The 20,267-nt window shown below is 60.9% G+C and carries 13 protein-coding genes and 2 pseudogenes; 6 read left to right on the forward strand and 9 right to left on the reverse strand.

Translation table 11 applies throughout. The annotated features are described in order from the left end of the window. The 4 genes from F6X39_RS27340 to F6X39_RS27355 all read right to left on the reverse strand — a co-directional run bounded on the left by F6X39_RS27340 (position 1) and on the right by F6X39_RS27355 (position 6,882). Complete coding sequence (locus F6X39_RS27340) at positions 1–3,135, reverse strand: MdtB/MuxB family multidrug efflux RND transporter permease subunit (protein ID WP_187618873.1); 3,135 nt, start codon at positions 3,133–3,135, stop codon at positions 1–3. A gap of 23 nt (positions 3,136–3,158) precedes the next feature. Further along, positions 3,159–4,538, reverse strand: a complete 1,380-nt coding sequence (locus F6X39_RS27345) for an MdtA/MuxA family multidrug efflux RND transporter periplasmic adaptor subunit (RefSeq protein WP_187618874.1) — start codon at positions 4,536–4,538, stop codon at positions 3,159–3,161. 433 nt (positions 4,539–4,971) lie between these two features. Continuing rightward, complete coding sequence (locus F6X39_RS27350; RefSeq protein WP_187618875.1) at positions 4,972–5,817, reverse strand: IclR family transcriptional regulator; 846 nt, start codon at positions 5,815–5,817, stop codon at positions 4,972–4,974. A gap of 840 nt (positions 5,818–6,657) precedes the next feature. Beyond that, on the reverse strand, positions 6,658–6,882 hold the full coding sequence (locus tag F6X39_RS27355) for a hypothetical protein (protein ID WP_187618876.1): 225 nt from the start codon (positions 6,880–6,882) through the stop codon (positions 6,658–6,660). Positions 6,883–7,235: 353 nt separating this feature from the next. Between F6X39_RS27355 and F6X39_RS27360 the strand changes: the two genes are divergently transcribed. The 3 genes and pseudogenes from F6X39_RS27360 to F6X39_RS27370 form a co-directional block, all read left to right on the forward strand. Continuing rightward, positions 7,236–8,087 (forward strand): reverse transcriptase domain-containing protein, encoded by an 852-nt coding sequence (locus F6X39_RS27360; protein WP_262414829.1) that lies wholly within the window; start codon positions 7,236–7,238, stop codon positions 8,085–8,087. A gap of 595 nt (positions 8,088–8,682) precedes the next feature. Further along, positions 8,683–9,432 carry a serine hydrolase gene (locus tag F6X39_RS27365; RefSeq protein WP_316251729.1) on the forward strand — a complete coding sequence of 250 codons (750 nt, stop codon included), beginning with the start codon at positions 8,683–8,685 and terminating at the stop codon, positions 9,430–9,432. A gap of 1,205 nt (positions 9,433–10,637) precedes the next feature. Next, positions 10,638–10,860 (forward strand): annotated as a pseudogene (locus tag F6X39_RS27370) (putative Na+/H+ antiporter); the annotation flags it as partial. A gap of 71 nt (positions 10,861–10,931) precedes the next feature. Here the strand turns inward: F6X39_RS27370 and F6X39_RS37680 are convergent. Next, positions 10,932–11,372 (reverse strand): BspC domain-containing protein, encoded by a 441-nt coding sequence (locus F6X39_RS37680; RefSeq protein WP_409340124.1) that lies wholly within the window; start codon positions 11,370–11,372, stop codon positions 10,932–10,934. Between the two features lie 748 nt (positions 11,373–12,120). Here F6X39_RS37680 and F6X39_RS27375 point away from each other — a divergent pair. Then, positions 12,121–13,725 carry a penicillin-binding protein 2 gene (locus F6X39_RS27375; RefSeq protein ID WP_316251730.1) on the forward strand — a complete coding sequence of 535 codons (1,605 nt, stop codon included), beginning with the start codon at positions 12,121–12,123 and terminating at the stop codon, positions 13,723–13,725. Positions 13,726–13,819: 94 nt separating this feature from the next. Here the strand turns inward: F6X39_RS27375 and F6X39_RS27380 are convergent, their stop codons facing one another. From F6X39_RS27380 to F6X39_RS27390, 3 genes are all read right to left on the reverse strand, one after another. Next, positions 13,820–15,064, reverse strand: a complete 1,245-nt coding sequence (locus F6X39_RS27380; protein ID WP_187618878.1) for a cation:proton antiporter — start codon at positions 15,062–15,064, stop codon at positions 13,820–13,822. A gap of 256 nt (positions 15,065–15,320) precedes the next feature. Next, on the reverse strand, positions 15,321–16,445 hold the full coding sequence (locus tag F6X39_RS27385; protein ID WP_187618879.1) for a mechanosensitive ion channel family protein: 1,125 nt from the start codon (positions 16,443–16,445) through the stop codon (positions 15,321–15,323). A 334-nt stretch (positions 16,446–16,779) separates the two neighbouring features. Then, on the reverse strand, positions 16,780–17,001 hold the full coding sequence (locus tag F6X39_RS27390; protein ID WP_184039803.1) for a hypothetical protein: 222 nt from the start codon (positions 16,999–17,001) through the stop codon (positions 16,780–16,782). 158 nt (positions 17,002–17,159) lie between these two features. Between F6X39_RS27390 and F6X39_RS27395 the strand changes: the two genes are divergently transcribed. Together F6X39_RS27395 and F6X39_RS27400 are read left to right on the forward strand one after the other, a co-directional pair. After that, positions 17,160–18,194: an IS110 family transposase gene (locus F6X39_RS27395; RefSeq protein WP_187618880.1), complete on the forward strand. Its 1,035-nt coding sequence runs from the start codon at positions 17,160–17,162 to the stop codon at positions 18,192–18,194. 379 nt (positions 18,195–18,573) lie between these two features. Further along, positions 18,574–19,243: pseudogene (locus tag F6X39_RS27400) on the forward strand (transposase); the annotation flags it as partial. Between the two features lie 193 nt (positions 19,244–19,436). On the opposite strand, the gene F6X39_RS27405 reads toward F6X39_RS27400, so the two are convergent. Further along, the gene (locus F6X39_RS27405; protein ID WP_187618881.1) at positions 19,437–20,015 is read right to left on the reverse strand and encodes a hypothetical protein; all 579 of its coding nucleotides are present in this window, start codon (positions 20,013–20,015) and stop codon (positions 19,437–19,439) included. Between the last annotated feature and the right edge of the window lie 252 nt (positions 20,016–20,267).

Raw genomic sequence — 20,267 nt, forward strand, 5'->3', positions numbered from 1 at the left:
TCAGTTCCCTGCATCGGTGGCGGGCGGCGTGGCGCTGCCGGACGAATCGCCGCGGTTAAAACGCTCGCGCAGCCGGCGGCCGAGCGAATCGAACGCGAGGTAGATCACCGGCGTCGTAAACAGGGTAAGCAGCTGGCTCACGATCAGGCCGCCGGCGATCGCGATACCGAGCGGCCGGCGCAGCTCGGAGCCCGCGCCGGTGCCGAGCATCAGCGGCAGCGCGCCGAGCAGCGCGGCGAGCGTGGTCATCAGGATCGGCCGGAAGCGCAGCAGACACGCCTGGTAGATCGCCTCGCGCGGCGGCTTGCCTTCCTCGCGCTCGGCGTAGAGCGCGAAGTCGATCATCATGATCGCGTTCTTCTTCACGATACCGATCAGCAGCACGATGCCGATGATGCCGATGATGTCGAGATCGTGGCCGGTGATCAGCAGCGCGAGCAGCGCGCCGACGCCGGCCGACGGCAGCGTCGACAGAATCGTGATCGGATGGATGAAGCTCTCGTACAGCACGCCGAGCACGATGTACATCGTGACGATCGCCGCGAGGATCAGGAACAGCTCGTTGGCGAGCGACGCCTGGAACGCGAGCGCCGCGCCCTGGAAGCGCGTCTGGAACGACGCGGGCAGACCGACGTCCTTCTCGGCCTGCTGGATCGCCTTGACCGCCGCGCCGAGCGACGAACCCGGCGCGAGGTTGAACGACACCGTGGTGGCCGGGAACTGGCTCAGGTGCGTGACGAGCAGCGGCGCGGGTTGCTCGATGAACTTCGCGATCGACGACAGCGGCACCTGGCCGCCCGTCGACGTGGAAGAGGGCAGGTAGATCGAGTTCAGCGACGTGGTGTAGTGCTGCATCGTCGGCTGCGCTTCGAGAATCACGCGGTACTGGTTCGACTGCGTGAAGATCGTCGAAATGATGCGCTGGCCGAACGCGTCGTACAACGCGTTGTCGATCGTGGCCGGTGTGATGCCGAAGCGCGCGGCGGTCGCGCGGTCGATCTCGATGAATACCGAGCGGCCGTTGTCCTGCAGATCGGTCGCGACGTCCGCGAGCTCGGGCGACTGCTTCAACCGGTCGACCAGCTTCGGCACCCACGTGGTGAATTCGCTGATGTTCGGATCGGTCAGCATGAAGTGATACTGCGTCGGGCTGACGGTCGAGTCGATCGTCAGGTCCTGCACCGGCTGCATGTACAGCGACGCGCCCGGAATATGCGCGACGTCTTTCTGCAACTGGCGGATCACCTCGCTCGCGGTATTGCTGCGGTCGTCGCGCGGCTTCAGGTTGATCAGCATGCGGCCGCTGTTCAGCGTGATGTTGCTGCCGTCCACGCCGATGAACGAGGTCAGGCTTTCGACGTCCGGGTTCTTCAGGATCTGGTCGGCGAGCGCCTGCTGACGCTCGGCCATCGATGCGAACGACACCGACTGCGGCATCTGCGTGATCGCCTGGATCACGCCGGTGTCCTGCACCGGGAAGAAGCCCTTCGGCACGAACGCGTACAGCAGGCCGGTCAGCACCAGCGTGAGCACCGCGACGACCAGCGTGGAGCGCTGACGGTTCAGCACCCACGTGAGCGCGACCGCGTAGCGCGCGATCACCCAGTCGATGAAGCGGTGCGCCTTCGCCTCGAAACGGTGACTGTCGTGCGGCGGCGTGTGGCGCAACAGCTTCGCGCACATCATCGGCACGAGCGTCAGCGACACGACCGCCGAGATGACGATCGTCACCGCGAGCGTGATCGCGAATTCGTGGAACAGGCGCCCAACCACGTCGCCCATGAAGAGCAGCGGAATCAGCACCGCGATCAGCGAGACCGTCAGCGAAATGATCGTGAAGCCGATCTGCTTCGAGCCCTTCAGCGCGGCTTCGAGCGCCGTGTCGCCTTCCTCGACGTAGCGCGCGATGTTCTCGATCATCACGATCGCGTCGTCGACGACGAAGCCGGTGGCGATGGTCAGCGCCATCAGCGACAGGTTGTCGAGCGAGAAGCCGCACAGGTACATCACCGCGAGCGTGCCGATCAGCGACAGCGGCACCGACAGGCTCGGAATGATCGTCGCGTAGATGTTGGCGAGGAACAGGTACATCACCAGCACGACCAGCACGACCGACATCGCCAGTTCGAACTGCACGTCGCGCACCGACGCGCGGATCGTCGTGGTGCGGTCGGTGACGACCTCGACGTCGAGCGCGGCGGGCAGCGACTGCTGCAACTGCGGCAGCAGCGCCTTGATGCTGTCGACCACCTGGATCACGTTCGCGCCTGGCTGGCGCTGCACGTTCAGGATGATCGCGGGCGTGTTGTCGACCCACGCGCCGAGCTTCGTATTCTCCGGTCCCGCCACGATGCTCGCGACGTCGGTCAGCATCACCGGACGGCCGCTCTTGTACGCGACCACGGCGCTCTTGTATTCGTCGGCGTCGGTCAACTGGTCGTTCGAGTTGATCGTGTAGTTGCGCGTCGGACCGTCGAAATTGCCCTTCGGCGTGTTGACGTTCAGGTTCGAGATCGTGGTGCGCAGGTCGTCGAGATTCAGGCCGTACGCGGCGAGCGCGCGCGGGTTCGCCTGAATGCGGATCGCCGGGCGCTGGCCGCCCGACAGGCTCACGAGACCCACCCCGGCGACCTGCGAAATCTTCTGCGCGAGACGCGTGTCGGCGAGATCCTGCACCTGCGTGAGCGGCAGTGTCTTCGACGTGATCGCGAGCGTGATGATCGGCGCGTCGGCCGGGTTGACCTTCGCGTAGATCGGCGGCGCGGGCAGGTCGGACGGCAGCAGGTTGCCCGCCGCGTTGATCGCCGCCTGAACCTCCTGCTCGGCGATGTCGAGCGGCAGGTCGAGGCTGAACTGCAGCGTGATGATCGACGAGCCGGCCGAGCTTTGCGACGACATCTGGTTCAGCGACGGCATCTGCCCGAACTGCCTTTCGAGCGGCGCCGTCACGGACGACGTCATCACGTCCGGGCTCGCGCCCGGATAGAAGGTCTGCACCTGGATCGTCGGATAGTCGACCTCGGGCAGCGCGGACAGCGGCAGAAAGCGCAGCGCGACGAGGCCGACCAGCATGATCGCCGCCATCAGCAGCGCGGTGCCGACAGGACGCAGAATAAACGCGCGGGATGGATTCATGCGGTAAGTGCCGTGCCTTTACTTTATTGCGATGCTTGCGCCGCATGCCGGCCGCGATGCGCGTGCGCGCCCGAGGCGCTCGCCGGAGCGCTCGCGCCGTGCGCGCCGGATGCGCCACGCGGCCGCTCGGCCGGAATCGTGATCTTCGCGCCTTCGCGCAGCCGGTCCGAACCGTCGATCACGACGCGCTCGCCGACCGCGAGGCCCGACTGGATGCTGGTGCGCTCGCCGTCGACCGGGCCGACCTTGACCTGGCGCACGGTGACCGTGTTGTCGGGCTTCACGACGTACACGAAGGGACCCATTGAGCCGTTGAGCACCGCCGAGGTCGGCACGATCACCGCGTTCCTGATCGTATCGACGAGCAGGCGAGTGTTGACGAACTGGTTCGGGAACAGGCCGTTGTCCTTGTTCTTGAAGATCGCGCGCAGTTTGATCGTGCCGGTGGTCGTGTCGATCTGATTGTCCATCGTCTTTAGCGAGCCGACTTCGAGCGGATGCGTGTTGCTGCGGTCGTACGCGGTGGCCGACAGCGACTCGCCGTTCTGCGTGTGCTGGATGATCTGCTGCAGATTGTCTTCGGAAGTCGTGAACACCACGCTGATCGGATCGAGCTGCGTAATCACGACGATACCGTTGGTGAGGCCCGAGGTCACGTAGTTGCCCGGGTCGACCTGACGCAGACCGACGCGTCCCGACACCGGCGCGGTGATGCGCGCGTACACGAGGTCGAGCTTGAAGCTGTCGACGTTCGCCTGATCGGACTTCACCGTGCCTTCGTATTGCCGTACCAGCGACGCCTGCGTGTCGACCTGCTGACTCGCGATCGAGTCCTGCGCGAGCAGCGTCTGATAGCGCTTCAGATCGAGACGCGCGGTGGCGAGCAGCGCCTCGTCGCGCACCAGCGTGCCCTCGGCGTTGCGCAGCGAAATTTCGTACGGGCGCGGGTCGATCTGGGCCAGTACGTCGCCCTTCTTGACCATCTGGCCTTCCTTGAAATAGACGTCCTGCAGCACGCCGCTCAGTTGCGGCAGCACGGTGACGGTGGCGAGCGGCGTGACCGTGCCGAGCGCGGTCAGCACGACCGGCATCTCGCCCTGCGTCGCGGCGGCGACGTGCACCGGCTGCGCCATGTTGGCCATCGCGTTCGGACCGCCGCGGCCGAAGCGGCCACTGCGCACGCCGCTCGCCGCCCCCGGCGCGCTCGCGCCGCTGCCGGGCCCGCCCCACGGATGCCAGCGCCACAGTACGACGCCGAGCACGACCAGCGCCGCGACGATCAGCGCGACGGTCCGACCGCGATGGCGTTTCACCGCGCCGGGCGCGCTCGATTGCGCGCCGTTCGCGGACGGCTGGGGAGCGGCAGGGCGTTGGGTTTCCGGGTGCTTTTGTTGTTCGTCCATCGGTTCGGTCGGGTGGCTGGCTTGATGATGTGAGCCGCCGATGCGCTCGCCGCCATTCGAAGGGCGGTGGGCCGGCACATGGGCGGCATGTCAGGCGGTCGTGGCGGCGGGCGCCGCGCAATGTTCAGCGCGATGCTACCCGAGGCGCGGGACAGGGATGTTAACGCAATGCGGAATCATCACGGCTGGACGCGGCCGTTTCGACGACGCTCACGGCGCGCGGCGCGCGGTCCCGCGACGGGATGCGTGATCGTACGTTGCGGCGTCTGTAACAGTCCAGCCGCGTATTTTTCGGTTGATTACGAAGGTTACAGCATGTCGGCGAATGGTCGGGCGAGGGCGGGCCGCCGTCGCCACTCCCGCAGATCGAGGGCGGCTGGCGCCGCGTTCGATCCGCGCGGGGCGCCGTTTGGCGCCGGTTGCCGCCGACGGCTTATTCGTCGAGCCGGCGCCCCGGCGTGCCGCCGATCTCCAGGACGATCTTGTCGATGCATTCGAGCAGCGCGGGCGCGGCGTGCGCGATCAGCCAGTCGCGCGGACATTGGTCGGCCGAGCCGCCGCAATTGACTGCGTAGCGCTCGCCCGACGGCCCGACGAAGCCGAGCGCGATCGCGTTCAGCCCGTTGTACCACTCGCCGGTGGCAATTGCGAAGCCGCGCTCGAGGGTATCCTGGATCGCGCTTGCGAGACGGCTGCCGATATAGCCCCAATCGTCACCTTCGGCCGTCTGCAGGCCGACCAGCAGACGGTCGCGGTCCGGTTGCGCGAGCGCCGCGAGGTACGCCCGGCCGACGGCGGTGCGCGTCAAGCTCATGCGCGAGCCGATTTCGAGTCGCGACACGAGCACCGCCGAACGCGGTCGGATCGCGTCGATGACGACCATGTCGTAGCGGTCGCGCACCGCCAGATGCACCGACAACGCGGTGCGTTCCGCGAGCTCGATCAGAAACGGCCGCGCGCGCGAGCGGATGTCGAAGTTGCGCAGAAAGCCGTTGCTCAGTTCGAGCACCGACGAGGTCAGCACGAAGCGCTCGCTGTCGGGTAGTCGCAGCAGAAAACCGGTGCCCACGAGCGTCGCGGTGATGCGCGACACGGTGGGCTTCGGGATGCCGGTCAACTCGGCGAGTTCGCGATTGCTGAGTGGTGCGTGTGCGGCGGCGACGGCGCGCAGCACGGTCAGGCCGCGCGCGAGCGCGGTGACTTCATCGCCTGGGCCGTCTCGGTCTTTGCTGGCGGGGACCTTGGCGGCGACGGGTTGGTTGGGAGTGGATCGGTTCATGCGTTTTTTTGGAACAGCATTTCAAATTGTTCGTGCGACAACCTGTTGACGGCCGCTCACAGAGGCAGGGACATCTCCAAACCGGGGCACCCATTCATACATTTTTAAGAAAAGTCATTGTATCGGAAGGAATTGCCGATCGATGGTCGACTACATCTTTTTGCTTGACTTAGTCAGCATAACCATAAAAAATGGAACCTCATTTCGAAAGTCGCTTGTCTCCGCTGCATTGTGGTGCGCGCGAGCGGAAAATCCCAAAATCCAGGATCGATTTCCCGTCCAATGCGCTTGCGCCTTTCGAATTACCTTCTCTCAGGTTCTAGCACGGCCCTCGGAATGGCTAGAACTTTTTAAGGCGTCACGGCAACGTGACGCTTTTTTTTTTGTTGTTATCGGTGCACAACAAAGTCTGCAGGAACGTAAGCTTCGTCTTTCGGGTACTGCAAAGTCTGCAGCACCGGGAAAATTCACTGTGCGATGCACAATTCTGACTGAGCTTTGGCTACCGTGAACGCGCGCCCGATAGGCGGGTGAGTGCTCGTCGACGAACTTCGGTGGCATTCAAAGTGCCACTTGTTGACAAGCGTCGCTCGGCAGGTGGCCGCTCCAGCGCGCCGAACACGTATTCGTTCGGCCATTCAATTGCCCGCATTTTCATTGAGCCACGCGGCATCTCGCCGAAGTTCTGTCGTGCGGCGGTCCCCGGTGAATTTGCAAGCCACTCCCTAACGGCGCTCATTCTGTCTCGCGCCCGGCACAGACGCAGAAAGCTGTCATCGGACAGCCCACGGTCATTGGAGGCGTACCGCATCGTTCGCGAACGCGATCACCTTCGATACCCTATTTATCTACTTGCTCCAGCGCTTCGCTCTTTTGGATGAATTGCCGCCAGGTTGTTGAGGAGGATGCGGCGGCGGTGTCCGGCTGAGAATCTGATGCAGTTGATCCAATCCAACTCTTGATCATCGCGCGATCGCGGTCCCTTACGACAATGCTTATATTTTCCTTGCCGCCCTGAACCTGATACACCCAATCCACGTAGCGGCGGAGTGTCTCGTAATTCACCCCTCTGGTGCTTACCTGCATTTACCACAACGCATCTGATCGACAAAGATCTTTCATAGCTGATTTTGCCGAACGCGATGGTCGCCACCGGCGTAACGAATTCCCTGAGCCACGGGCTCACTGGTTTCTTCCTTGGTCCTCAGGCTGAAACAGAACGAGCTCGATCTTGTACGGAGCGGAGCGAGCGGCGCCGACAAGAGCGGTAGTCGCCGATCTTGCGTGGCTAATGGCCTGGACTTCGCCGCGCGAGCAATGGGGGCGTTGCTCGCCGCCCGGCCTGCGATCTCCCATCTGGAGGCTAGGGTCCGCGCGATAATCATGCTGCGCCGTTCGAAACTGCGGAGGGGACTATTTTGCCCCGAACGCGGGGTACACCACAGGGCGGAGTGGTCAGCCCGATCCTGATGAATCTGTTTATGCACTATGCGTTCGATAACTGGATGCAGCGGACATGGCCTCAGTCTCCCTTTGCGCGCTACGCCGACGACGCGGTGGTTCATTGCCGCAGTCTGGCGCAGGCGCAAGCCGTCATGCGAGCGATTGCATCACGGCTGGAAGACTGTGGCCTGACGATGCATCCGGAGAAGTCGAAGATCGTGTATCGCAAGGACAGCAATCGCACTGGCACTTATCCGAACGTGCAGTTTACGTTCCTCGGTTTTACGTTTAGACCGAGAGGGGCATTGAGCAAATACCAGCGGCGATTTACTGGCTTTCTGCCAGCGGTGAGCAGCGATGCCTTAAAGCGGATGAGACAGCACGTGCGAAGTCGGCGAATACACCGACGAACATCGGCGACGCTGGATGAACTTGCGCAGCAATGCAACACGACGATACAAGGGTGGTGGAACTACTATGGGGCGTTCTACCGGGCGGCGATGCACAGCCTCTTCGGCTACATCGACCTACGGCTTATGCGGTGGGCTCGACGAAAGTACAGGAGGCTGCGGCAGCGCAAGCGACGTAGTGCGGAATGGCTACGCACACTAGAGGAAACTGCTCAAGCCACGATTGGCACGGCGCGCTCGACCTTGGAAGAGGTCTCAGCCAGCCACGACGATCCCGCCGATCACGCCGGTCTCGAGTGGGCATCCTTTTGTTTTCGGAATGTCCTATATTCGCGGCAGGTGATCCCGATCACCAACCTCGCTGCCGCGGCGGGCCGTCCGGACCGGTTGCGGAACGCGCACGCTGACCATTACTGAGTTCTCACGCTTGACCCCGGGCTTCGCTTTCGCGGTGCCGACCCTGTGAACCGATTGACGTTTTAAGTTTCGCTTAAGTTTCGATCTCTACGGTTACGCCTCCGAAGACACGGTCGCCCCGAAGGCATGCGGACAGATGTTAGGCAAGCGCACCGACAGCGGTATCCGAACAAGCCCGAGCTTCGCGACGCGTGCGTAGCGCGAATGAGCGTGGCGGGCGTGGCCATGCAAAGTTGGCATCGGGTCCGGCCTCTCTTCATTCGTGACGGCACGCGAGCCGAGTCGCCGTCGTTCAATATCACCGCTTCCCGCCGTTCCTTCATGAGTTTTCCCACATTCGAAGTGCCGGCAGCACGCACCGGCAAACTCCTGTTTTTCCGTTCGACCCCTTGCGTCCACGCGACGGATGCGCCGGCGCTTTGCTCGCCGCCACTCCCGCTGCCACGGACCGGGCGCGCCCGGCTCGCGCAGCAGGCAATACGTCCGGCAGATGTTTCGTGAGCGTCGGGGCATGCGTGCGTGCATCCTGATCCTGGTTTTGTTCTCCTTATTCGCCGGTCCCGCGATGGCGCGCGCCAGTCATATCAAACGCGTCGTGGCGAAACCCGCGGTGCTCGCGCGCGCTGCGATGGTCGTCGATCTGACGACCGGGCGCGCGCTGTATATGAAGCATGCGGATCAGCGCCTCCCGATCGCCTCGTTGACCAAACTTCTGACCGCAATGGTGGTGATCGACTCGAAACGCTCGCTGGTCAAGCCGTCACGCATCACGGACGCCGATGTCGACCGCTTGAAGTGGTCGCGCTCGCGCCTGCCGGTCGGCTCGCTGCTGCTGCGTCGAACGATGCTGCATATCGCGCTGATGTCGTCGGAGAATCGCGCGGCATTTGCGCTGAGCCGTGATTATTCGGGCGGACGTGCCGGCTTTGTCAAAGCGATGAATCGCAAGGCGCGGCGTCTGCATATGACTCACAGCCATTTCGTCGATCCGACCGGACTGTCGCCGCAGAACGTATCGAGCGCGCGCGATCTGGTGAAACTCGCAAGCGCCGCGTACCGGTATCCGAAGATACAATCGTATTCGACGTCCCATAGGCAAGTCGTTCTTGGCGGCGACGGCCCGCTGATGTATCACAACACCAATCCGCTCGTGCATCGCGCGTCATGGCACGTTGCGCTGCAAAAAACAGGCTTTACGAACGAGGCCGGTCATTGCCTGATCGTGATGACGCCGGTGAGCGGACACATGATGGTGATCGTGCTGCTCGGCGCTCCGAATCCGCACGCGCACTTTCAGGACGCGATCGAGCTGCGGCGCTGGATCCGAACCATGCGCCACCGCTGAAAGTCATATCAATACCAGCGAACCGCGCAATTGATAACGACTGCAGGGAAGCGGTGGCCGTGAAAGGTGATTTCGTTTTTTTCATCACTTCATTCTACCGCCGCCTCCCCACCGACCTGACAGCGCCCGCGACATTCACGCTGAATGTCGCGTTGACACCTTGAATGAATAACGGCGGCATCAAAATCGCTTTCGATTCTTGAATTTTCGGTTCGGGGAATGTGGCAGCCGACTTGAGCGTAGGAAGCGGTAACCAAAGGACTCGTACACCTATTGAACATCTTTGCAGGTCAACGACCATAGATTCGGATATTGATTCGGCCAGTCCCCAGAAATTGCCTTCTGCGCGCGAGTCAGAGGAAGCGCACCCGCGCATACGCAGTGTCTCAGGAATACAGCAAAGCGCCGCTTGCGGCGTTCACCGTGTTCGCCTTCCCACGGTATCAAGTCGATATTTTCGGGTGTGTCTGGTGCCCCGCCGAGTAGTACGGGCATGCGGAAGTCGAGAGCGTAAGCGGTAGCCGATTCGGCCGGTATATTTCGTTGCTCAAGCAGTCCCGCTTTCAGTCGCATGCGCTCGTCGAATGAAGGCATCACCTCTGCGAGGTGTCCTCTGCGGCATATCGTTGTTTTGATGGTCTGCTGAGAAACGCGCGTATCGGTCCACGCCGTCTGGGCTTCGCAAAGCGCCGCCATGCATAGCAATAGCACGAATCCGGTAAGCGTCGCCGCCCTGCGCCACCATGCCGGGCGCGAACGTTGAACTGTCAATCCATGAACCATGAGAAAGCCGTTCTGCCTGAAAGTAGGGCAACTACGCAGAAAAGATGTGGCGCCACGGAAAAAGTTTACAGTGTAGCCGCGGCAGGTCGAGTTTATAACCCGCTTGCTGTGGACGGGATAACCCTATGCTGACGTTCTCGAGAGGCGAAAAGACGACTTACGTGCAGTTGGCCCACCGCACGTAAGCTGTCTGTGCAACCGGAGAATGTCTTGATGGCCATTAAGGTGTGAACATGCCTCCCCTTGCTGAAGAGCGCATCGGCATCTTTAGGTGCCTGACGTTCGCCACTTCGCGGTATCCGAATCTTCGATCGACCACGTGACGTTATCGGCTTCCCGGCGAGTGGTGGCTAGTTTTAACAGAGCGTCAAGGAAAGAATGCGAGCGTCGGCTAGGACAACGGGCACGAGATCGGCGGCAGGCTATCGCATGAAGCAAGATATCTGCTGGTTGCAGGCGCGGTGATCGGGGGGAGGGCTAACGGTCATCGCCAACGCACCCAGTCCGGCCGAGATCATCCTTGTGCGACGGGGATTTTCTGACGAATCCGTCAGTGCCCTCTGGCTGCTGGCCAGCCCCATTCTTCCGACCGCTACGGCGTGCGTAGCATTCGTTTTGCTGCAGACGCCTTGCCAATCGCGCTGACGCGCTCGGACAAGCATGACTACCAGTAAAGTCGTTAAAAGCTTCGGGTGCAACGGCAGCCAGCGTGCGCTTTATGGGCGTCGCTCTCTAGGCCTAAGTGAAAAGGAAACGACGTGCTTCTTCCAGACACCACAGGAAGCCGTGACGGGAATCCACACATACTTTTGTCGAAGCTTGGCGACTGCAGGCATATCTACCGTTGCATCGAGTGTTGCCGATTGCCCTGATTCTTGCGCGCCTCTCCCGGGCAATACTCTTGCGTGTAACGCATTGCCCGCCGAAACGATAATTGAATCGTAGCGCTGCCCAGTTCGAACCCATTGGTCGAACGCCGCGATGCAATTTACGACCGCTTCGCGAACATGGATGCGTCTGAGAAAGGCGTAGTCGGCTAGTGGTGAGGGTTTCGGTTGCGCATGAGCCAGGTGATAGGTCCAGCAACATACGACGAGAAAAAAAAGACTAGTGATAACCTTCATTCGGTAGCAAGCCCGCAGGGGGCACTTATCCATAGGGCAACAAACCGTGAGTATACACGCAGCCTTAAACCGGCTTTCTGCACGCTTTGCCCGAAGCGGGGATGCCCACGACAATTGCGCAGCAGTGCTGCGAGTCGGGATTGCCGGAGCGGAGCGATACTCGCATCACCGCCGAACGAGAAGGAACTGGATGCTTGCCGCGGCATTTGGATGCGCCATGCTCATATCGTGTTCACGAACGCATGATGTGTTTGAAGGTGCACCCATTTACTCGGGCGCGACTGAGCTGGACGTGTCATCCGTGGTCGAATGCATCACCGAACGCTGGAAGCGTAGCACGCGCAAATTGCACCGTTCGCGCTCCGGGGAGGGTGTGCGATTGCAAGGTAAGACTTTCTTTCGTGGCGTACCCGTTGGCGTGACGGTAGCTCGCGCAATGGGGCGCACTCGCGTGCAGTTCTTTCAGGAACGGTCGACAGATCACATCTATATGTCGTTTGTGAAAGGCTGTGTGCGGTAGAGATCGAGCGCAGAGGGGCTCGTGCTAGTATTTTGGAGATCCCAGGCTCCGATGCTTCCTCGTACTGCTCATGTTGGCTGTCGTTCCCGTCCAGGTGGTGAAGGTCATCTCCTCTGAAATCACTCAATGCGTTTCCGCTCCAGGTCCATCAATTTTTCGCCAATTTCGACTAGACCACATGTGCTGCCGCGTTGGCGTTCGCACGCGCTGGGAGCGGCTTTCTCATTGGGGTTTCTCGTCCTCGCTGCGCGAGCGGCGTGGGTGCAGGGGATCAACGATAGGTTTTATCAGAAGCAGGGGGAACTTCGACAGGTGCGCGAGTTCAGCATTCATGCGACGCGTGGACGCATTCTCGACCGCGACGGGAGAGCGCTGGCGGTCAGCCTTCCGACGCGCACGTTATGGCTGGATGCGGACGGTGCGGACACGGTTTCGTCCGACCAGGCATCTGCACTGGGTAAGTTGCTCGACATTGACGCGGACCGGATCGGCGCAATGGCGGCGTCCCACAAATCATTTGTCTACCTCAAGCGGCAGGTGCCCCTGGATGTTGCGCAGCGGGCGATGCTTCTCGATGTGCCGGGCGTTTATGCCCAACCAGATTACCGTCGCTACTATCCGGAAGGCAGCATTGTGGCGCATGTCACCGGTTTCGCTGGCGTCGACGGTAATGGTCTGGAGGGCATTGAAAAAGTCGATAATCGCCTACTGACCGGTCGCAATGGAAGTCGCCGCGTGCTGCGAAACGCCAGAGGGCAGGTCATCGAAACACTTGCGTTGCAACCACCCGTTGCTGGCGAGGACGTGCAGCTCACCATTGATCAGCCGATCCAGTATGCGACGTTCAAGGCGCTGGGTGACGCCGTTGAGCGCACCGATGCTCACTCAGGCTCGGCGATCGTTCTGGATGCACATACTGGCGAGATTCTCGCAATGGCAAACTGGCCGAGTTTCGATCCGAATACCCGCCGCGGCAGAGCGGGCGATGCTGTCCGCAACCACGCTGTCACCGATGTGTTCGAGCCGGGCTCGGTCATGAAGCCCCTGACGATCGCACTGGCGTTGCAACGCAATGAGGTATCGCCTCGCTCCGTGGTACCGACCAACGGTGGAAGGCTGCGACTCGACGGGGCCGTGATTCACGACGACAAGGACTTCGGCACTTTGACGGTTAGCGGCGTCCTGCAGAAGTCAAGCAACGTGGGCACGACAAAAATCGCGCTGCTGATGAAGCCACACGACATGTGGAACAACTTCCATGCTGTCGGGCTGGGTCGGGCGCCGCGCGCGGGGTTGCCGGGCGCGGCAACCGGCACGCTGCGTCCTTACCAGAACTGGCGGCGGATCGAGCAGGCAACGATGTCGTACGGCTACGGTCTGTCCGCGTCGTTGCTGCAACTGGCGCAAATGTACACGGTGTTCGGCAATGAAGGTCTGTTTGTACCCGCTACGATTCATCCGCGACATGGTATGCCGGCGCATGGTCGACGCATTTACTCGCCACGCGTCGCGGCGGAAGTGCTCACCATGCTTGAGTCCGTGGTGTCCGAGGACGGTACAGCACCACAGGCAGCCGTACCGGGCTATACGGCCGCAGGCAAGACCGGAACCGCATATCGTTGGACCGCGCGCGGCTACGACCGCAGTCAGTATCGGGCGTCGTTCGTTGGGATTGTCCCGGCACAACATCCGAGGGTGATCATCGCGGTGTCGATCGACCGGCCCCACGTGGGCTCGCATTTCGGCGGCGCAGTCGCAGGACCTGCCTTCTCGGATATCGCGGCGAAGACCATGAATCTTCTGGGCGTGACGCCTGATGATCCTGGCGCACAATTTGTGCAGGACAAGCCAGGGCCGGTCACATAGACGATATGCTCGAGATCGCGTCTCACGCGCTGTCGTTAGCGGTCGACGCCTGGCAATCCTTTTGTCGTAACTGGCCACCGCATACGGACCGTTTTCATTCTTCCTTGACGCCTGCTGCCCGACGGATAATCCAGCCAACCGTGAGCCCCTGACCCAGGATCGACGAAACGACCACACAGTACGTCAACGCGAGGACGATGTCGCGCCCCGGTCCAGGCTGAATCGATAGTGCCAGTGCAACGGAAATGCCACCGCGCAGGCCGCCCCATGTAAGCACGCTCCACGCTCCTTTCGGTAGCCGGGACGCCCGCCCAAGAAGCATGACAGGCAGTCCCACCGACACCAGTCGCGCGAGCAGTGCGACCAGTGCCGCACCGGCGCCAGCGAGTAGTATCCTGCCGGGGAACTCGACGAGCAGAACCTCCATGCCGATCAATACAAAAAGAACGGCATTCAGAATCTCATCGATCAACTCCCAGAACATGTCCACGTATCGCCGGGTCGTCTCGGACATCGCGTCGGCGCGGCCGCGGTTGCCGATCATCACGCCCGCAACCACCATGGCGAGTGGCCCGGAGACATGCAGATGATTAGCGAGCGCGTAGCCGCCGATCACCGATGCGAGCGTCATCAGGACTTCGACCTGGTAATGGTCGACGCTTTTGAGCAGCCGATATGTCAGATAGCCTACGACCCCGCCGAATAGCAGGCCGCCGCCGGCTTCCAGGATAAATGCAGCCAACCCCGTCTGGACGGATGGAGTGACGCCCGTGCTGGCCATCGTGAGCAGCAGAGAGAAAAGCACGACCCCGACGCCGTCGTTGAAGAGCGACTCTCCAGTAATGACGACCTTCAGGCCTTCGGGCGCCCCTGCGGACTTCAGGATGCCGATCACCGCGACGGGGTCCGTCGGCGAAATCAGGGCGCCGAACAGCAGGCAGAAGGGCAGCGCGAGTTCGACTCCGCAAAGGGGGAGCAGTTTCCACATCGCGAATCCGATCAGCAGCGTGGAGGTCGCCGTACTCAGCACAGCCAGACTGATGATCTGGGTCCGGAAAGCCTTCAGCTTGCGTAAATCCACATGCATCGCGCCGGCGAACAGCAAAAGCGACAGCATGCCTTGCAGAAGCACCTCACTGAAATTGATCGAGTTGACGAGATGCTCTTCTGCAACGCGCAGACCGTGCGCGACGCCAAGCTTGTCCAGTCCAACGATCGCAAGGGAGAGTCCGAGCGCCGTTACCATGACGCCGATCGTCGTCGGAAGCCTCAGAAAGCGGTGATTCACATACGCCAGTAGCGCTGTGACGACCAGACAGATGGCAATGATGTCGAGCATGCGGCGTGGTGGGGGATGAAGGTTCTGGGCTGGATTGAGCGGACCAGCGGCGCTGGATCATGTGATCGGATTCGCACGGGAAATCTATGTCGAATTTTCTGCATCCGGACTCCAGCCGTGCCTTGGGAAACGGGAGTATGCGCGGTTGCCAAACAGGTCATCCGGCAGACGCGTGGGGCAGCCAGGCGCCTGAAATCCTGTCCCAGGCATTAACCCGAACACGCTCAGGAACGGCCCGGGCGGTATTCGGAAGCGTTTATTGTGCCTCTCGAGTAGCCAATTCCGCGTGCGGTGCGAACGATGACCTCTTTGCACCGTCCTGCGCCTGTTGCTTGTTCACGACGTGGAGCGTGCGCGTCGGGAAAGCGAATTCAATACCCCGTCTACCCAATTGCGTCATCAACTCGAGATTGATTTCCTGCTGTATGTCCATGTACAGGTTGTAGGCGGGATCGGTGACGTAATACACGACTTCGAAATCGAGCGAGCTGTCGCCGAACCCCTTGAAATGCGCACGATCAAAGCGGGTCTTTCCGGCGGATTCGACTGCCTTCTGTACCATGGCAGGAACGGCGCGCAATTGCTCGGGACTCGCATCGTATGTCACCCTGAAATTGAACAGAATGCGCCGCTCGGCCATTCGCTTGTAGTTGTGAATCGTGTTTTTCAGCAGTTCGGTATTGCTGCAAACGATCTGTTCTCCACTCAGACTCCGGATGCGCGTGGTCTTGAGTCCGATGTGCTCGATGCTCCCGGCAATCTCACCGAAGACGATGAAGTCGCCAATCTCGAATGGCTTGTCGAGTCCGATGGCCAGCGATGCGAAAAGATCACTCAGAATGCTTTGTACCGCGAGTGCGACGGCAACACCACCCACACCCAGGCTCGCGACAAACGCGGTGATGTTCACGCCCATGTTGGCGAGCACCGCCAGCATAAGAACGGACCACAGCAGCGCCCGCAACGTCCACGACAGCATGGTCGTGATGACCGGATTGTGGGCGAGCGTCTCTGTCGCTTGCAGCCGCCTCTCGGTCCATAGCGTCACGCCACGGTTTATCCACAGGGCCAGCTGAAAACCGATGATGAGAAACCAGAGATGGCCAAGACGGGCGTCCCACCTGTCCGGCAATGTCAGAAACTTCGTGCCGACCAGCGCTGCTGCCGCGAGTAGCGTAAGCAGGTGCGTGCCTTCAATGACCTGAACCAGCATATCGTCGAGACGGGTTGACGTTCGTTGGGACAGCATCGAAAGGCGCGTGATGGCGAACTTCAGCAGATAGATCAACGCCAGGTAGCTGACGATGGTCGCGATCGCCGCATAGGCCCACTCGCTGGCAGGGATACCCAGAAACACGTTCAGGTCGAGCCACTTTTTCATCGATTTTCCTCCCCAATTGATTCCGAGTGACGGAACTCATAGACGTGAGCGGTGTAAGCGCTCGTACAAGTCTGTCAGCCTCCAGGAAGATAGTTCCCCCAATCAGCTCGAGTCGGTGGCGTGGATGCGCATTCCCCGTTGACTCGATCTGGCGCGGCCCGGGCGCTCGTCCGGCTCACCTCTTCAGAAATCCAGCGTCGTGCATTTCCTGAGAAACTCGATGCGTTCAGGCTGGTTTGGCCAGCACGACGAAGCCGTTGTACTCGTCAAGCTGCTCTCGCCGCTCAGCCATGTCGGTCTCCATCGTCAAGTATGCGGAACCGCCGTGCGCGGCTCAGTCCCAGTTTTCGTCGCACCATTTGATAGCCCACGCTTTCGCGCAAGATATGGCATCGGCCTCGTCGGCGAACGAATCGATATCACCTGAATCATGCGTTTCGACGCGGTCTTCCGCGTCGCCCGGTCCGCGACTGATTCTGGCTCTCGCAACGTAACGACCATCGTTAGCGCGGTGCGCCCGGCAATCGATGTGAAATGTTCCGTAGTCGTACTGCATCGCGGCACCTCAACATTCGTTTGTTACATCAGTTGTCACGCAATCAGTCTGATGAGTTATCGTCAGAAGTAATGGGATGGACGCCCCCACCCGAAGCGGCATCAATGTGCCAAAGTGGATGTGTCGAAGCAACCACCTGACCGAGGGGAGCGCCCATCATGAAGATTACGACAGTTGGCATCGATCTGGCGAAGAACGTTTTTGCCGTCCATGGTGTAAATGAGCATGGTCGAACGGTGCTGAAGAAAGTGCTCAAGCGGAATCACGTTGCGGAGTTCTTCGCCAACCTCCCGGCCTGCGTGATCGGGATGGAAGCGTGCGCCAGCGCGCACTATTGGGCCCGCAAGCTGCAGGCCATGGGCCATACGGTCCGACTGATTGCACCGCAGTTTGTCAAACCGTACGTCAAGACGAACAAGAATGACGCGGCGGATGCCGAGGCAATCTGCGAGGCAGTCGCGCGGCCGAACATGCGTTTCGTGCCGGTCAAGAGCATCGAGCAGCAATCGGTGCTGTCGTTGCATCGCGTACGCCAGGGTTTTGTGCGCGCCCGCACCGCGCAGGCCAACCAGATCCGCGGCCTGCTCGCCGAATTCGGGATCGTTGTTCCCAAGGGAATCGGGCATCTCGGGCGTCAGGTACCCGAACTGATCGAAGATGCAGAGAACGAACTCACTGGCTCGTTTCGATTGCTCATCCAGCGCCTCATGGACCATCTGAAGGAGCTTGACAGGCAGGTCCGGGAGTTCGAGGCGCAGATTCAGGCCTGGCACCGCAGTGACGAAACGAGTCGACGGCTCGCGCGCGTCCCCGGCATCGGGCCACTTACCGCGAGCGCGCTCGTCGCATCTGTCGGCGACGCAAAGAGCTTCAGGAGCGGCCGGCAACTTGCAGCGTGGCTCGGTCTGGTACCCCGGCAGAACTCCAGCGGTGGCAAGAACGTGCTGCTGGGAATCAGCAAGCGCGGTGATACCTACCTGCGAACATTGCTGATCCACGGCGCGCGCTCCCTTCTGCAGGTTGCCAAACGCAAGGAATGCAAGAGCGGCTGGCTGACTAGCCTGCTGCAGCGGCGAAACGCGAACGTCGCCGCCGTCGCGCTCGCGAACAAGAACGCGCGGATCGTCTGGGCGCTATTGGTCCACGGCCGCGAGTTTCACCCTGATTACCATGCGCCTGCAGCGACTGCGTAACTGTCAGCCGCATGCTTGCCGCGTAACTACCAGCAGGAGACTACAGCCGATTGCTCAGGCGATCATGACGTGATGGCGAGACAGGTTAGACCGTGGCCGGGAAACTCTGGGTACACCAGTGTGCGCAAGAGCACGCGAAAGAGTGATGAGAGTCCGGCCAGCGCATTCCATCAGGGACCGCCGGCCTCGCGCCGGACAGCGAAGTCCGGATGCATGGCCGCAATCATTACCTGCCCTCCGTTACAAACGAGAGCTTGGCAAGCCGGGGGCGTCCATGCATGGTGTATGGGGATGAGGCGGGGATTTGAGAAGGCGGTGGCGGTTAGCTGAGAATGTTGCTTGTCGAGAGTAACGAACCAGCGAACCGGAATCCACCACCATGAAGAAGCTTACGGAAGAAACGAACGACGGTAAAGCAGCAGCAGGCGTCGGCAGCCTTGATGAGCTGATCCAGCAAGGCGCGCGACAGATCATCCAGCAAGCGATCGAGGCAGAATTGGCGACATTGCTCGAACAGTACGGGAACGTGAAGACGCTCGACGGCCGGCGCGCCGGGCTATCTGCCGGCGCGTGAGGTCGTCACGGCGATCGGTCCGGTTCCGGTCAAGGTACCGAAGGTACGCGACCGCTCAGGCTCGGGAGTGAAGTTCAATTCGAACATTGTGCCGCCATACGTCCGCAAGTCACCACGTGTGTCGGCGGCATTGCCGTGGCTCTATCTGCGCGGTGTATCGACCGGCAACATGAGTGAGGCGCTCAGCGTGCTCCTGGGTGAACAGGCTAAAGGGCTTTCACCGAACGTGGTCAGCCGCCTGAAGGCGCAATGGGCCGAGGAGCACCTGCTATGGAACCGGCGTGACCTGTCAGGCGCGCGCTGGTTCTACTGGTGGGCCGACGGCATTCATACCGGACTGCGCACTGACGATTCTGACGGCCAGTGCCTGCTGGTCATCATCGGCGTGAAGCCGGATGGAACGAAGGAGCGCGTGGCGATCGCCGACGGCTATCACGAATCGAAGGACGCATGGCGCGACGTGTTGCTTGATCTGTGCCGGATCGGGAGACTCTGACGGCGACGGTTCGCATCCTGAAAGCGGCCCGCGAAAAGAACCGGCCCGAGTAGGTGTGAAAAGTGGGGAGATTCTGCATCGGCAAGAATTTCCCCTATTTTTCTGGACTCCAAGCCTTAGCCCACCTTATATCGGAACCACTTCCGATCGCCTTGATTGGCGAGGTGGGGCGTCACGGCATCAAATGCTCGGCCCGAACGGTGAACCCTGCATGAAGCAAGTCGAAATCGACCGCAAACCGGTACGCATCCTTCTTAGCGCCCAACTCGGGTATCACGCCATGCCAGAAGAGTGTCGCCGGCCGATCGACAAGTTCTGGGAGCCAGCACGGCGCCTCGTCTTGCTTCACTGCCAGACGCAGAGGCACCGTTGCCTCTCCGGCCGAGAACTTCTTTCTGCTTTTCACTAGAATCCACTGCTTCCATCTCTCTACAGTCGCGGCGCCGAAAATGATCTGTCGGTAGGGATCAAGCGAGTTTACGTCGTCAGAAGCCCCACCAAGGAATCTAAAGGCACTCTTGTAGGTCAGTTCCTGATTGCCAATTGTCAGTGCTCGTTGGTCTCGTTCTTTTGGCGCAATCCGGATCCAGGCGTCAACAACTTCTTCCAGCGTGCCCGGGTATAGCGCTGGAATATGTCGCACCGCCCGGGACAGCTGCAAGAGTTCTTCTTTTGTTGGGGCGCGGGACTTTTGCTTTAGCGCAGGCTGTGGCCCCAGCAGGTTGGGTATTGGCTTCTCCCTGACTTGCACAGGTTTGCACTTCGGTGCACCGGGAATTATGGAGGACTCTGACGAAGGCGCCTCATCCGGACATCCGCTGACGTGTCTGGGGCGAGCGGCGAAATATGTATTTTTCCACGTTCGGGTGTGAACGTTCGTTAGGCAGATCTCGTGCGGACAGTAGAAAACCCATTCCTCGGTAGCCCTTACTGCACGTGCGTACTCTACCGTGATCATCTTTTCGAGTTCCCAACACAACGCTTCGGTCATCAACTCGTCACG

The organism is Paraburkholderia sp. UCT2, from assembly GCF_014397665.1.
Lineage (GTDB): Bacteria > Pseudomonadota > Gammaproteobacteria > Burkholderiales > Burkholderiaceae > Paraburkholderia > Paraburkholderia tuberum.

Excerpts from the sequence above, each read along its gene's own strand:
- F6X39_RS27340 (WP_187618873.1), bottom strand. The coding sequence starts at position 3,135 with ATGAATCCATCCCGCGCGTTTATTCTGCGTCCTGTCGGCACCGCGCTG.
- F6X39_RS27385 (WP_187618879.1), bottom strand. The coding sequence starts at position 16,445 with ATGAAAAAGTGGCTCGACCTGAACGTGTTTCTGGGTATCCCTGCCAGC.
- F6X39_RS27380 (WP_187618878.1), bottom strand. The coding sequence starts at position 15,064 with ATGCTCGACATCATTGCCATCTGTCTGGTCGTCACAGCGCTACTGGCG.
- F6X39_RS27350 (WP_187618875.1), bottom strand. The coding sequence starts at position 5,817 with ATGAACCGATCCACTCCCAACCAACCCGTCGCCGCCAAGGTCCCCGCC.
- F6X39_RS37680 (WP_409340124.1), bottom strand. The coding sequence starts at position 11,372 with ATGGATAAGTGCCCCCTGCGGGCTTGCTACCGAATGAAGGTTATCACT.
- F6X39_RS27345 (WP_187618874.1), bottom strand. The coding sequence starts at position 4,538 with ATGGACGAACAACAAAAGCACCCGGAAACCCAACGCCCTGCCGCTCCC.
- F6X39_RS27390 (WP_184039803.1), bottom strand. The coding sequence starts at position 17,001 with ATGCAGTACGACTACGGAACATTTCACATCGATTGCCGGGCGCACCGC.
- F6X39_RS27395 (WP_187618880.1), top strand. The coding sequence starts at position 17,160 with ATGAAGATTACGACAGTTGGCATCGATCTGGCGAAGAACGTTTTTGCC.